We start from the raw sequence: 13,061 nt of genomic DNA, 5'->3' as shown, positions 1-13,061 counted from the left end.
TCAGGCGCCGAGCAGCCGGCGTACCTTCTCCGGCCCCAGCGCCAGCACCAGCGTGGGCAGCCGCGGACCGCGCTCCGCGGCGACGAGCAGGTGGTAGAGCAACCGGAAGAAGTCCTTCTGGTCGGCCTTGACCTGGTCGGTCGGTGCGTCCTCGAAGCCGAGGCCGCGGGCGACCTTCGGTACGCCGTAGACAACGGACGTGACGGCCTCGAGGTCGCCGTCGGTCGGCAGCCGGTCGAGGAAGATCCGCAGCCACAGCTCCTCGTCCTCGGTGAGTGCGGCGAGGCGCTCGGCGTCCGGGGCCTCGCGGACCGTCGTGCGTTCGTCGGCGGGCACGTGCTCGACCGTCCACTGCATCGCCTTGGACAGCCGGGGCTCGAGGTCGGAGACGGAGTCGTGGGGGAATCCGGAGGACTCCACGATCCGGGAGATGAGGTCGGCGGAGCCGGCGGTCACGTCGGCGACCGACGACAGGGTCCGGAAGGGGACCGGCACGCTCGGGGTGGGCAGCGGGCCGGCGGACGCGGTCGCGGACGCGCGGTGCCAGGCCAGCGTCGCGACGTCGGCCTTCTCGGGGTCGTCGGCCTTGCGGCCGAGGGCGTCCCACTCGTCGTAGAGCCGGACCACTGCCGGGCCGAAGTCGATGTCGAAGGCCTGCGTCGGGGCGCGGCGGACGTAGAGCCAGCGCAGCATCGGCGCCTCGAGGATCCGCAGGGCGTCGACCGCGGTCGGCACGCCACCCGCCGACGACGACATCTTCTGCACACCGGCGAAGCCGACGAACGCGTAGATCACCCGGGCCGGCGCGCGCCAGTCGAAGATCGTGGACACGATCTCGGTGCCGACCGTGTAGGACGAGCCGGGCGTCATGTGGTCCCGCCCGGCCGGTTCGAAGTTGACCGACTCGTAGGCCCAGCGCATCGGCCAGTCGACCTTCCAGACGAGCTTGCCGTCGTTGTCGGTCGACAGGTCCGTCGTGCCCTCGTAGCCGCACGAGGAGCACGTGTAGGACAACGTCGTGGTGTCCTCGTCGTAGGCCGTGGTGGTGACCGTGTCGCGGCTGCACCCGCGGCAGTAGGGGCGGTAGGGGAAACGGGCGATCGCGTCGGTGGCAGCCGGTACGTCCTCCTCGTTGGCGACCGACTCCGCCAGGTCCGCTGCCTCCTGCGCCGAGGCGTCCTCGCCCGCGCTCACCTTCTTGGTGCGGTGCGCCGCGAGCACCGCCTCGATGTCGTCGCGACGGGCCACGGACCGGAGGACCTGCTCGCGGTAGGCGCCGGAGGTGTACATCTCCGTCTGCGAGATCTCCTCCATCTCGACGCCGAGCTCACGCAGGGCGTCCTGCAGCGGTGCCTTGAAGTGCTCGGCCCAGTTGGCGTGGCACTCCCACGGGTCGGGCACGGCGGTGAGCGGGCGGCCGATGTGGTCGGCCCACTCGGCGGGCACGCCGGCCGGCACCTTGCGGAAGCGGTCGAAGTCGTCCCACGAGTGGAGGTGGCGCACCGCGACCCCGCGGCGCCTGAGCTCCTCGGCCACGAAGTGGGGCGTGATGAACTCGCGCAGGTTGCCCAGGTGGATCGGGCCGCTGGGAGAGGCGCCGGACGCGACGGTCACCAGGTTGCCCTCACCCGCGTGGCGTACGGCGTCGTCCGCCGCGCGCGTCACCCAGTCGACGGGATTGCCCTGACTCTGCCGTCCGCCTCGTGCCATGGCGCAAGGTTATCGGTGGTCATGCTGACGCCGGAGCCGTCCCCCGCGGCGGCTCCGGCGTCACCACTCGACGGAGGCAGAGCTCCTGAGCCGACGCGGTCACCCCCGTGTCCACGTGGCTCTCCCGAGTGGTCGGCAGCATTGTGCCAGTCGGCCGGACTGGACAGGTGGCTCCAAGTGGCCGTTGGCACTAAAATGCCAACGTGAAGGACAGCGCGGTCGTCGGAGCCCTGGGACTGCCGACGCAGATGGAGCCGGTCTACCTCCGGGTCCTGGCCGGCTCGGGCCAGTCGATCGACCAGGTCGCGGCCAGCATGCTGCTGTCGCCGGAGCGGTTGCTCGTCCAGCTCGAGCCACTGATGGCTCTCGGGATCGTGACGGTCGACGGTGGCGTGCTGCACGTCATCGACCCGGCCACCGCCACCAGTCGGGCCCTGGCCGCCCAGGCTGCCGGGCTCGGCGTCGCGGCCAACGAGCTCGCGCGGATGGCCGAGGTGCTGCCGTTGCTGGCCGAGCGCCCCGACCGCCACGTCACCGACGACCAGCAGATCGACGGGGACGTGTCCTCGGAGTCCGACGTCCCGGGCCTGATCGCCCAGTGGATCCGGGAGAAGCGCGGTGACCTGTGCTTCCTGCGACCCGACCAGTGGCGCCTCCCGAGCGAGTCGGACATGGCGGTGGCCGTCGGCAACGCCGTCCGCGAGAGTCGCCGGGTCCGGGCGATCTATCCCGCCCGGGCGATGTCGGAGGCGCCCCACATGCTGCGGATGCGCGCGGAGATCGGCGAGGAGATCCGCGTGGTGCCCAGCGTCCTCACCCGCATGGTGATCGTCGGTCCGCGCCGCGCGATCGTCCCCGAACCCCTCGGCACGGGCTCCGACCGCCGCGTCGTGGTCCGGCAGGAGTCCCTGGTCGGGGTGCTGCAGGCCTACTTCGACGAGCTGTGGGAGACCGCCAGCCGCGTCGACGGCCGCGGCGACCGGCTCGCCGAGCACGACCACCGCCGGCTGCTGCTCGCCGAGCTCGCAGACGGGGTGAAGGACGAGCAGATCGCGCGCAACCTCGACATCAGCCTGCGCACCGTACGTCGCCGGGTCGCCGCCCTCATGAGCGAGCTCGGGGTCGACACCCGCTTCCAGGCGGGCGTCGAGGCGGTCCGACGCGGCTGGCTCTGAGCCGCCGGCCGCGTGTGGCGGGGCAGTCGGTCAGGGCAGGATCATGGAGTACGCCGCCGGCTCGAGGCGCCAGCTGCGGCTGCGCTCGGGACCGGAGATCTCGCCGTCGGCCGACAGCCAGAACTCGTCACCGCTGACCTTCACCGACCGGCCCTTCAGCGTGGTGACGTCGTCGCGCTCGTCGTGCTCGCCCTTGCGCAGGCGGGCGACGTAGCCCAGCTTCGCCATCGGCGAGACCGCGCGGCTGATCATCACGTCGAGCATCCCGTCCTCGGTGTCGGCGTCGGGGTTGAGCTCGGTGCCGCCGCCGACGTTGCTGCCGTTGCCGATGGCGACCATCAGCACCGGGCGGTTGACGTCGTTGACGACCACGCCGTCGATCTCGACGCGCATCCGCCAGCTCGGCGGGTGGAAGGTCGACAGGAGGGCGCCGATCGGATAGCCGAGCTTGCCGAGGTTGACCTTGCCCACGCCGACCGAGCCGAGCCGCCCCTTCCACTTGTGGCCCTTGCGGCTGGCCTGTGCGCCGACGCCCACGTGGACGTTGTTGACGACGATGCTCCCGGTCTCGTCGACCAGCAGGTCGACCTTCCGCGGCTCGCCGGCGAGCACGAGGCGGGCGGCGTCCTCGATCTCGAGCGGGATGTCGTTGCCCCGCGCGAAGTCGTTGCCGGTGCCCATCGGCAGGAGCGCGAGCGTGGCCCCGGCGAGCTCGTGGCGCTTGTGCAGGGCCTTGACCACGGCGTGCATGCTTCCGTCGCCGCCAGCCACCACCACCGTCCGGCCTCCGGCTCGGTGCAGGACCCCGTCGAGCTCGCCGGGGTTGGAGGTCTTGGCGACCTCGACCGAGGCGTCCTCGCGGAGGATGGTGAGGGCGAGGTCGAGGCGCTCCTCATCGGACGTGCCGGCATCGGCGTTGGTGATCACGAGCAAGGAGCGCACGAGGCGGACACTAGTCCACGGTGCGGTAGCGTGACTCCGCAAGAGCCCCGATGCCTTGTGCCCGGGGCGCTCTGCATTTCTGCACGGACCACTTCTGATGACGTGACTAGGAGGGCTGAGATGCCCGCGATCGTCGTGCTCGGCGCCCAGTGGGGCGACGAGGGCAAAGGCAAGGCCACCGACCAGCTGGCCACCACGGACCCCATCGACTTCGTGGTCCGCACCAGCGGCGGCCACAACGCCGGCCACACCATCGTCATCAACGGCGAGAAGTACGCCACCCACCTGCTGCCCAGCGGCATCCTGACGCCGGGTGCCACGTCGGTCATCGCCAACGGTGTCGTCGTCTCGCCGGAGGCGCTGTTCCGCGAGCTCGACGGCCTGATCGCACGGGGCGTCGAGGTCGCCGACCTCAAGGTCAGCGCCAACGCCCACGTCATCGCGAGCTATCACGCGACGATCGACAAGGTCACCGAGCGCTTCCTCGGCAAGAATCAGATCGGCACCACCGGCCGCGGCATCGGCCCGGCCTACGTCGACAAGATCAACCGCGTCGGCGTGCGCATCGCCGACCTGTTCGACGAGAAGATCCTGCGCGAGAAGGTCGAGGCTGCCCTCGACGTCCGCAACCACCTGCTCACCAAGGTCTACAACCGTCGTGCGATCGAGGTCGACGCGGTCGTCGAGGAGCTCGTGTCCTACGCGGAGCGGCTACGACCGATGGTGTGCGACACCTCGCTGCTGCTCAACCAGGCGCTCGACGCCGGCCAGACCGTGCTCTTCGAGGGCGCTCAGGCGACCATGCTCGACGTTGACCACGGCACCTATCCGTTCGTCACGTCCTCCAACCCGGTCGCCGGCGGCGTGTGCGTGGGCGCCGGCATCGGCCCCACCCGGATCGACCGCGTCATCGGGGTCATCAAGGCCTACACGACCCGCGTCGGCTCCGGGCCGTTCCCCACCGAGCTGTTCGACGACGACGGCATCCAGCTCCAGACGCTCGGCGGCGAGATCGGTGTCTCCACCGGCCGCACCCGGCGCTGCGGCTGGTACGACGCCGTGGTCGCGCGCTACGCCAGCCGGGTCAACGGCCTCACCGAGTTCTTCCTCACCAAGCTCGACATCCTGGGTGCGTGGGAGCAGATCCCGGTCTGCGTCGCCTACGAGATCGACGGTCAGCGGGTCGAGGAGATGCCGATGACCCAGACCGAGTTCCACCACGCGAAGCCGATCTACGAGTACTTCGACGGCTGGCAGACCGACATCTCCGGGTGCCGCTCCTTCGAGGACCTGCCGAAGAACGCACAGGTCTACGTCCAGGCCCTCGAGAGGATCTCCGGCGCCAAGATCTGGGCCGTCGGGGTCGGTCCCGGTCGGGAGCAGACGGTGGTCGTCCACCCGTGAGGGTCCTCGTCGTCGGCACCGGCGGCCGTGAGCACGCCCTGGCCCTGTCGCTCGCCCGCGACCCGGCGGTGAGCGAGGTGCACGCCGCCCCCGGCAACCCGGGCATCGGTGCGGTCGCGACCCTCCACGACGTGGACCTGATGGACGGCCCCGCCGTCGCCGCCCTGGCGACCTCGCTCGGGGCGGACCTGGTCGTCGTGGGGCCCGAGGCGCCGCTGGTGGCCGGGGTCGCGGACGCGGTCACGCAGGCCGGGATCCTCTGCTTCGGTCCCTCTGCTGCTGCCGCCCGCCTCGAGGGCTCCAAGGCGTTCTCCAAGGCCGTGATGGCGACGGCCGGCGTCCCCACGGCCGGCTCGCGCACGTGCACGAACGCAGAGGAGACGGCCGCAGCGCTCGACGCCTTCGGCGCGCCGTACGTCGTGAAGGACGACGCTCTCGCCGCCGGCAAGGGCGTGGTCGTCACCAACGACCGCGACGAGGCGCTGGCCCATGCTGCGGGCTGCGACCGGGTCGTCGTGGAGGAGTTCCTCGACGGTCCTGAGTTCTCCCTCTTCGTCGTCTGCGACGGCACGGTCGGCCGTCCGCTGCTGCCCGCCCAGGACTTCAAGCGCATCTTCGACGGCGGCCGCGGTCCCAACACCGGCGGCATGGGCTCCTATGCGCCACTCACCTGGTTGCCCGACGGCATCGTCGACACCGTGATGGAGCAGGTGGTGGCGCCGACGCTCGCCGAGATGCGTCGCCTCGAGGCGCCCTTCGTCGGCTGCCTGTACGTCGGGCTGGCGCTCACGGCGGCCGGTCCCAAGGTCATCGAGTTCAACGTCCGCTTCGGCGACCCCGACATCCAGCCGGTGCTGGCGCTGCTCGGGTCGCCGCTCGGTGCCCTGCTGCACGCCGCGGCGCAGGGCGACCTGGCGGCCGTACCGCCGCCGACCTTCGCCGACGGCGCCGCGGTGACCGTGGTGATGGCCAGCGCGGGCTACCCGGAGGGCTCGAGCACGGGCGACGTCGTCGTCGGCACCGAGACGCTGGCGGCCGAGACGGACGTCGACGTGATCCACGCGGGCACAGCCCGGAGCGAGGCCGGCCTCGTCACGGCCGGCGGGCGCGTACTCGCGGTGCGCGCGATCGGCGCCGACGTCGCCGACGCCCGCGCCAAGGCGTACGAGGGCATCGCGAGCATCAGCTTTCCCGGGGCCCAGTGGCGCCGCGACATCGCGGCCGAGCCGCTCGGCGTCATGGAGGGCGCTGCCGCGCTCGACTGACGTCGGCCCCGGGTGTCAACTGGACGGTTGGTTGATAGGTTCGCAGCCATGGCACCACGCGATGCGGAGGCGACCCGCCGACGTCTGCTCGATGCGGCGGCGGCCGAGTTCGCCGAGTTCGGCATCGCCGGTGCCCGCGTCGACCGGATCGCTGCGGCCGCGCGGACCAACAAGGCGCAGATCTACCACTACTTCGGCAGCAAGGACGGCCTCTTCGGCGCGGTCCTGGCCGGGCTGATGCACGACGTGGTCGAGGCCGACCCGTTCGACGCCGACGACCTCCCTGAGTCGATGGGCCGGATCTTCGACCAGTTCGAGGACGACCCCTCGCTCGCGCGGCTCGCCACCTGGTACCGCCTCGAGCGCTCCGACGACGACCCACCCAACGCCGCGATCCTTGGGGCCAACGCCACGAAGGTCGCCGCGATCCGTGCCGCGCAGCGCGACGGCCGCGTCACCGACGCGTTCGCCGCCGACGTGCTGCTGGGGCTGCTGCTCAGCCTGGCGACGACCTGGGCGTCGCTGCCGCCGGAGTACACCCCGACCGCGCGCAACAACACCCGGCCCAAGCGCCGAGCGGCCGTGGTGGACGCGGCCCGCCGGCTCGTCTCCCCGGAGTGAAAGAATGACGGCCGTGACCGTCCCCAACGTCCTGGCCACCCGCTACGCCGGCGCCGACCTCGCCGCGATCTGGTCGCCCGAGCACAAGATCGTCCTCGAGCGGCAGCTCTGGATCGCCGTGCTCAAGGCCCAGCGCGACCTCGGCATCGACGTCCCCGACGGCGTGGTGGAGGCCTACGAGGCCGTCGTGGACCGGGTCGACCTCGACTCGATCGCCGCCCGCGAGCGGGTCACCCGCCACGACGTGAAGGCGCGCATCGAGGAGTTCTCCGCGCTGGCGGGCCACGAGCACATCCACAAGGGCATGACCTCGCGCGACCTCACCGAGAACGTCGAGCAGCTGCAGGTTCGCCGTTCGCTCGAGGTCGTCCGCGACCGGGCCGTCGCCGCGCTGGTGCGCCTGGGACGGCTCGCCGCCGAGCACGAGGTCACCGTGATGGCCGGCCGCTCGCACAACGTGGCAGCGCAGGCGACCACGCTGGGCAAGCGCTTCGCGACGATCGCCGACGAGATGCTGATCGGCGTCCAGCGGATCGAGGAGCTGCTCGCCCGCTACCCGCTGCGCGGGATCAAGGGGCCGATGGGCACCTCCCAGGACATGCTCGACCTGCTCGACGGTGACGCCGACAAGCTCGAGGACCTGGAGCAGCGGGTCGCGGCCCACCTCGGCTTCGAGCAGACCCTGTCCAGCGTCGGCCAGGTCTACCCGCGCTCCCTCGACTTCGACGTCGTCGCCGCGCTGGTGCAGCTGGTCAGCGGTCCCTCCAACCTCGCCACCACGGTCCGGCTGATGGCCGGCCACGAGCTCGTCACCGAGGGGTTCAAGGAGGGGCAGGTCGGCTCCTCTGCGATGCCCCACAAGATGAACACCCGTTCCTGCGAGCGCGTCAACGGCCTTGCCGTGATCCTGCGCGGCCACCTGTCGATGGTCAGCGAGCTCGCCGGCGACCAGTGGAACGAGGGCGACGTGTCCTGCTCGGTGGTGCGCCGGGTCGCGCTGCCCGACGCGTTCTTCGCCACCGACGGCCTCTTCCAGACCTTCCTCACCGTGCTCGACGAGTTCGGCGCCTTCCCGGCCGTGATCCAGCGCGAGCTCGACCGCTACCTTCCGTTCCTCACCACCACCAAGGTGCTGATGACCGCGGTCCGCAACGGGGTCGGCCGCGAGGCCGCCCACGAGGCGATCAAGGAGGCGGCCGTCGGCACCGCGCTCGCGATGCGCGCCGGGCAGGTCGACAACGACGTGTTCGCCAAGCTCGCCACCGACCAGAGGCTCGGCCTCACCCGCGACCAGATCGACGCCCTCGTCGCGGACCCGATCGAGTTCACCGGCGCTGCCGTGGCCCAGACCCGTGCGGTCGTCGCCCGGGTCGAGGCGCTCGCGGCCCGCCACCCCGCCGCGGCGGCGTACGTGCCGGGCGCCATCCTCTGAGGCTCGGTCACCCCAGCCGCCCGCCGACGAGCTGGTCCGCGGGTGTGAGGCTGGGGCCCCCAAGTCGCCAACCGACGAGTTGGTCCGCCAACTGGTGAGTTGGCGGGTTGGGTGGGCACGACCCGGTGGATTGGGCCCCCAAGTCGCCAACCGACGAGTAGGCCCGCGAGCGCGCGGCTGAGACCCAAGTCGCCAACCGACGAGTTGGCGGACCAACTGGTGAGTTGGCGACCGGGGGAGGTGCCCAGCCACCACCACGCAAGCGGATGATGGAGGGCATGAAGGCGGTCCAGGTGCGGGTGAGCGGGCGGGTGCAGGGCGTCTCGTTCCGGTGGTACGCCCAGGAGCAGGCCCGCCGCCTCGGCGTCGTCGGCTGGGTGCGCAACGAGCCCGACGGCTCGGTGCTGCTGCACGCCGAGGGCGAGGACGAGGCTGTCGACGCGCTGGTCGCCTGGTGCCACGAGGGGCCGGGGATGGCCCGCGTCCGCGACGTCGCGGTGCGCGAGGCGGCACCAGCCGAAGCGACCACGTTCACCATCACCGCCTGATCCCAAACTCGACTTAACTAGTCGACTATGATCGCTGCATGGCTCTCACCACCGCAGCCCCGCCGACCTACGACGACGTCCGGGTCGTGGTGCCCGCTCCCGGCCCGGGTGCCGGCAACTGGGCGGGGGCGGCGAGCGCGGTGCTCGTCGACGGGGTCTTCTGGCTCACCTGGCGGGTCCGCCGTCCCCTCACCGACGGCCGCGGCGTCTCCGTCGTCGTGGCCCGCTCCGCGGACGGCGTGACCTTCGAGCCGGTGACCGAGGTGTCCCGCGAGGCCTTCGGGGCCGAGTCCTTCGAGAGGCCGGTCCTCGTCCCGCTCCGGGAGGGCGGGTGGCGGCTCTACCTCTCCTGCGCCACCCCCGGCACCAAGCACTGGTGGGTCGACAGCCTCACCGCCGACACGGTCGAGCGCCTGCCCGGCGGCGTACGACGACGCGTGCACGAGGGCGACCGCGAGACCGGCGTCAAGGACCCGGTGATCACGGTCGGCGACGACGGCTACGAGATGTGGCTGTGCTGCCACCCGCTCGACGAGCCCGGCCACGAGGACCGGATGACCACGCGCCGGCTGACCAGCGTCGACGGACTCGACTGGGAGGACCGGGGTGAGGTGCTCGCCGGACGCCCCGGTGAGTGGGACGCGCGCGGCGCCCGCGTGAGCGCGGTGCTGCCTGACGGCACGGTGCTGTACGACGGTCGCAAGGACGCCGAGTCCAACTGGTTCGAGACCACCGGGGTGGCGGTGTGGGACGGAACGGCGCTGACCCGCACCGCCCGGCCGCCGATCTCCTCGCCTCACGCCGATGGTGCGTTCCGCTACGCCACGGCCGTGCCGCTGCCGGACGGGCGGGTGCGCTACTACGTCGAGGCCGCGCGCTCCGACGGTGCGCACGACCTGGTCACCTGCGTGCGCTGACGGCCCCGATCGGCGTCACGGTCGCGGACCGCTCCGCGTAGGAGCCGCGGCTCTCGGGCGAGAGCCAGTCCTCGAAGTCCTGCCCGGTGAGCTCGGAGAGCAGACCGATGTCGTCGGCGTACTCGTCCACGAGGCGTTGCCGGCGGGTGGCGTCGAGCCGTGGACGGGCGGCCTCGCTGCGGTCGCTGAGCAGGCCGATCGTCAGGGGGTGCAGCTGTCTCCAGACCTCGGGCGGCACGAACTGGCCGAGGCGAGCGCCTCCGCGCACCACCGGCCCGAAGAGCAGCGGCCGCCAACCCGGCGGGACGAAGCTGCGGGAGTTGTCGCGGGGGATGGCGTCGACGAGCCCCTCCCGGATGCCGAGGAACCGGCTCACCCGGTCGACGGTCGCCCGTGGCTCGTCGACGAGGTCGCGGTAGCGGACGACGAGGATCCGCGCCGGGTCGACGTACCGGTGCAGGTGCTGGAGCTGCTCGCCGTAGCGCCCCAGCTCGCCGTAACGCCAGAACGGCGCCCATCCGGCGCGTACGCGCTCGGCCTCGCGACCGAACGCCGTCACGAAGTCCGACTCCGGCTCGAGGCCGTCGGACCACAGGTGCATCCAGTTGCTGTACGCCCGGTCGATCGGGTCGCGGACGACCGCGATGAGCCGTACGTCCGGGAGGTCCTCGGCGATCCGGCGGTGGGCGCCGCGGCTCCACAGGTAGAACGGTGTGCTCTCGCCGCGCACCTGGTGGTCGCCGGCGGGCTCGAAGAGCGGGAAGTAGCGGTCGGCGCGCCAGATCCACTCCTGCTGCGAGTGCTTGTCGCCCGGCCCGCGCCACGCGGGCGGCGGAGCGCCGTCGCAGAGCCAGTACTTCGGCTCCTTGGGGTCGGACACGAAGACCTCCGGGTGCTGCGCCAGCGCGGCGTGCAGCGCGGTGGTGCCGGCCTTGGGCGCACCGATCACCAGGAAGTCGGGGCGCGGCGCTCGGGACATGGGGACTCCCAGGGTGGGGGACGAAGGCACTGTTTGTAGACTAGATCACTTGACAATGCGACGCCAGCGTGTCCGGGATCTCGTCGTCCTCGGCTACCCGCCGACCCCTCCCGCGCCCGACACTGGAGGGCATGTCCGCCCCTGTCACCGTGTCCGTCACCCGCCACGTCGACCCGTCCCGCTCCAGCGAGATGCTCGCGTGGGTGCAGGCGGGGACGTCGCTGGCCGAGAAGTTCGACGGCTTCCTGGGCTCGGGCTGGGTGCGGCCCAGCGAGGACTCGTCCGACTGGCACATGCTCTACCGCTTCGCCGACGCTGAGTCCCTCGCGGCCTGGGACGCCTCGCCCCAGCGGGAGTGGTGGCTCGAGGCGGCGCAGGGCAGCGTCGAGGAGCGCAGCCGCGAACGGCGTACGGGCATCGAGGGCTGGTTCGACGAGCCGACGTCGATCGAGTCGACCTCCCCGGCGCCGACCCCGCCGCCGCGCTGGAAGCAGATGGTCGTCATCTTCATGGGCTTCTTCCCGCTCAGCCTGGCCGTCAACTTCGCCGTGGGCCACACGCCGCTGGCCGACTGGCCGCTCGTGCTCCGGGTCTTCGTGACGATCCTGGTGATGACGCCGCTCATGACGTACGTCGTCCTGCCGTGGATCACGCGCCGGATGAGCTGGTGGCTCCACCGCTAGGCACCACTAGGCTCGGGGTGTGGCCGAGCTGAACATCCCCGCTGCCCCCGCGATCGAGGGCACCACCCACCTCCACTCCGGCAAGGTCCGTGACCTCTACCGGATCGACGGGGGTGAGCACGACGGCCGGCTGCTGATGGTGGCCAGCGACCGCATCTCCGCCTACGACTTCGTCCTCGACTCCACCATCCCCGACAAGGGCGAGATCCTCACCCGCATGTCGCTGTGGTGGTTCGCCCAGCTCGACGGCCTCGTCGGCAACCACGTCGTGTCGACCGACGTGCCGGCCTCCGTGGCCGGGCGCGCGGTGATCTGCGAGCGGCTCGAGATGTTCCCCGTCGAGTGTGTGGCACGCGGCTACCTCACCGGCTCCGGCCTCCACGACTACCACCGCACCGGCGAGGTCTGCGGCATCGCGCTGCCCGCCGGTCTCCAGGACGGCAGCCGGCTGCCCGAGCCGATCTTCACCCCGGCGACGAAGGCCGACCTGGGCGACCACGACGAGAACGTCGACTACGAAGCGGTGTGCGAGGCCGTCGGCGACGACGCGGCAGCCGAGCTCCGGATGCTGACCATGGAGGTCTACGGCAAGGCCCACGCGATCGCCAGGGAGCGCGGCATCCTGCTCGCCGACACCAAGCTGGAGTTCGGCCGCCGTCCTGATGGCACCACGATCCTCGCCGACGAGGTCCTCACCCCCGACAGCTCGCGCTTCTGGCCGGCCGACCAGTGGCAGCCCGGCCGCACCCAGGCGTCGTACGACAAGCAGATCGTGCGGGACTGGCTGACCGGCGAGTCGGGCTGGGACCGGACGTCCGGAGAGGCGCCGCCCGTCCTGCCCGCGGCCGTCGTCGAGCGCACCCGCTCGCGCTACGTCGAGGCCTTCGAGCTGCTCACCGGGGAGACGTTCTGAGCCCGCGGCGGATCACCGCGACCGTCGAGATGCCGGTGTCGGCGGCGGTGGCCTTCCGCTACCTGTGCGACCCGCGCAACCGACCCGAGTGGCAGTCCTCGCTGAAGTCGGTCGACGTGCCGCCCGACGAGGAGCCCCACCTCGGGCAGGCGTGGCGCGAGACGACGAGCGTCGGCGTACGTCCGCAGATGGAGACCACCGAGCTCACGCCCTACCGCGTCTGGACCGAGCGCGGCACCTGGCGCGGGGTCAGCGCGACCCTCTCCCTCCACTTCACCGACGTCGTCGGTGGTTGCCGCGTGCGCGCCGACGGCGAGCTCACGGGCAGCGGAGCGTGGGCGCTGCCGGCCGGGGCCGCCGGCCTGCTGGCCTCGCAGGCCATCGCCGCGGACCTCCGCAAGGCCGGGAAGATCCTCGGCGCGCGGCCACGAGACGACGGGTGACGCGCGTCACCACCCGTGAGTAGGTTTGC

Annotated in this window: 13 protein-coding genes; 10 read left to right on the top strand and 3 right to left on the bottom strand. The window is 71.8% G+C overall.

Annotated features, from left to right (window positions below; genetic code table 11):
- The gene (gene lysS, locus BM127_RS04025; RefSeq protein WP_091194617.1) at positions 1 to 1,710 is read right to left on the bottom strand and encodes a lysine--tRNA ligase; all 1,710 of its coding nucleotides are present in this window, start codon (positions 1,708 to 1,710) and stop codon (positions 1 to 3) included.
- Between the two features lie 203 nt (positions 1,711 to 1,913).
- Between lysS and BM127_RS04020 the strand changes: the two genes are divergently transcribed.
- A complete protein-coding gene (locus BM127_RS04020; protein WP_091194615.1) occupies positions 1,914 to 2,885 on the top strand; it encodes a helix-turn-helix domain-containing protein in 972 nt (323 codons plus the stop codon).
- Between the two features lie 30 nt (positions 2,886 to 2,915).
- Here the strand turns inward: BM127_RS04020 and BM127_RS04015 are convergent, their stop codons facing one another.
- Complete coding sequence (locus BM127_RS04015) at positions 2,916 to 3,827, bottom strand: diacylglycerol/lipid kinase family protein (RefSeq protein WP_231263086.1); 912 nt, start codon at positions 3,825 to 3,827, stop codon at positions 2,916 to 2,918.
- A gap of 120 nt (positions 3,828 to 3,947) precedes the next feature.
- Between BM127_RS04015 and BM127_RS04010 the strand changes: the two genes are divergently transcribed.
- The 6 genes from BM127_RS04010 to BM127_RS03985 all read left to right on the top strand — a co-directional run bounded on the left by BM127_RS04010 (position 3,948) and on the right by BM127_RS03985 (position 10,014).
- On the top strand, positions 3,948 to 5,231 hold the full coding sequence (locus tag BM127_RS04010; protein WP_091194613.1) for an adenylosuccinate synthase: 1,284 nt from the start codon (positions 3,948 to 3,950) through the stop codon (positions 5,229 to 5,231).
- On the top strand, positions 5,228 to 6,496 hold the full coding sequence (gene purD / locus BM127_RS04005) for a phosphoribosylamine--glycine ligase (RefSeq protein WP_091194612.1): 1,269 nt from the start codon (positions 5,228 to 5,230) through the stop codon (positions 6,494 to 6,496). Before BM127_RS04010 ends, purD begins: the two co-directional genes overlap by 4 nt.
- Positions 6,497 to 6,544: 48 nt before the next feature.
- Positions 6,545 to 7,117: a TetR/AcrR family transcriptional regulator gene (locus tag BM127_RS04000; protein ID WP_091194609.1), complete on the top strand. Its 573-nt coding sequence runs from the start codon at positions 6,545 to 6,547 to the stop codon at positions 7,115 to 7,117.
- 4 nt (positions 7,118 to 7,121) lie between these two features.
- On the top strand, positions 7,122 to 8,549 hold the full coding sequence (gene purB / locus BM127_RS03995) for an adenylosuccinate lyase (RefSeq protein ID WP_091194607.1): 1,428 nt from the start codon (positions 7,122 to 7,124) through the stop codon (positions 8,547 to 8,549).
- Between the two features lie 278 nt (positions 8,550 to 8,827).
- Complete coding sequence (locus BM127_RS03990) at positions 8,828 to 9,097, top strand: acylphosphatase (RefSeq protein ID WP_231263087.1); 270 nt, start codon at positions 8,828 to 8,830, stop codon at positions 9,095 to 9,097.
- Positions 9,098 to 9,135: 38 nt separating this feature from the next.
- On the top strand, positions 9,136 to 10,014 hold the full coding sequence (locus BM127_RS03985) for a hypothetical protein (RefSeq protein WP_091194604.1): 879 nt from the start codon (positions 9,136 to 9,138) through the stop codon (positions 10,012 to 10,014).
- Here BM127_RS03985 and BM127_RS03980 read toward each other — a convergent pair.
- Positions 9,998 to 10,993 (bottom strand): sulfotransferase family protein, encoded by a 996-nt coding sequence (locus tag BM127_RS03980; RefSeq protein WP_091194601.1) that lies wholly within the window; start codon positions 10,991 to 10,993, stop codon positions 9,998 to 10,000. The two genes, BM127_RS03985 and BM127_RS03980, sit on opposite strands and share 17 nt — an antisense overlap.
- 131 nt (positions 10,994 to 11,124) lie before the next feature.
- Between BM127_RS03980 and BM127_RS03975 the strand changes: the two genes are divergently transcribed.
- From BM127_RS03975 to BM127_RS03965, 3 genes are read left to right on the top strand one after another with little or no spacing between them, the layout of a single operon-like run.
- Positions 11,125 to 11,676 carry an antibiotic biosynthesis monooxygenase gene (locus tag BM127_RS03975; RefSeq protein WP_091194599.1) on the top strand — a complete coding sequence of 184 codons (552 nt, stop codon included), beginning with the start codon at positions 11,125 to 11,127 and terminating at the stop codon, positions 11,674 to 11,676.
- Between the two features lie 19 nt (positions 11,677 to 11,695).
- The gene (locus tag BM127_RS03970) at positions 11,696 to 12,589 is read left to right on the top strand and encodes a phosphoribosylaminoimidazolesuccinocarboxamide synthase (RefSeq protein ID WP_091194596.1); all 894 of its coding nucleotides are present in this window, start codon (positions 11,696 to 11,698) and stop codon (positions 12,587 to 12,589) included.
- Positions 12,478 to 13,032: an SRPBCC family protein gene (locus BM127_RS03965; protein ID WP_269800928.1), complete on the top strand. Its 555-nt coding sequence runs from the start codon at positions 12,478 to 12,480 to the stop codon at positions 13,030 to 13,032. The genes BM127_RS03970 and BM127_RS03965 overlap by 112 nt, the downstream gene beginning before the upstream one ends.
- Positions 13,033 to 13,061: the final 29 nt, after the last annotated feature.

The sequence above is a fragment of the Nocardioides alpinus genome (assembly GCF_900112035.1).
Classification (GTDB): domain Bacteria; phylum Actinomycetota; class Actinomycetes; order Propionibacteriales; family Nocardioidaceae; genus Nocardioides; species Nocardioides alpinus.
Note: the sequence above shows the minus strand (reverse complement) of the source record. Positions and strands in the feature narration are given on the sequence as shown.

What these genes read in the sequence shown, in the direction of transcription:
- BM127_RS03985 (WP_091194604.1), top strand. Translation starts at nt 9,136, where the DNA reads ATGGCTCTCACCACCGCAGCCCCGCCGACCTACGACGACGTCCGGGTC.
- BM127_RS04000 (WP_091194609.1), top strand. Translation starts at nt 6,545, where the DNA reads ATGGCACCACGCGATGCGGAGGCGACCCGCCGACGTCTGCTCGATGCG.
- lysS (WP_091194617.1), bottom strand. Translation starts at nt 1,710, where the DNA reads ATGGCACGAGGCGGACGGCAGAGTCAGGGCAATCCCGTCGACTGGGTG.
- BM127_RS03980 (WP_091194601.1), bottom strand. Translation starts at nt 10,993, where the DNA reads ATGTCCCGAGCGCCGCGCCCCGACTTCCTGGTGATCGGTGCGCCCAAG.
- BM127_RS03975 (WP_091194599.1), top strand. Translation starts at nt 11,125, where the DNA reads ATGTCCGCCCCTGTCACCGTGTCCGTCACCCGCCACGTCGACCCGTCC.
- BM127_RS03990 (WP_231263087.1), top strand. Translation starts at nt 8,828, where the DNA reads ATGAAGGCGGTCCAGGTGCGGGTGAGCGGGCGGGTGCAGGGCGTCTCG.
- BM127_RS04010 (WP_091194613.1), top strand. Translation starts at nt 3,948, where the DNA reads ATGCCCGCGATCGTCGTGCTCGGCGCCCAGTGGGGCGACGAGGGCAAA.
- purB (WP_091194607.1), top strand. Translation starts at nt 7,122, where the DNA reads ATGACGGCCGTGACCGTCCCCAACGTCCTGGCCACCCGCTACGCCGGC.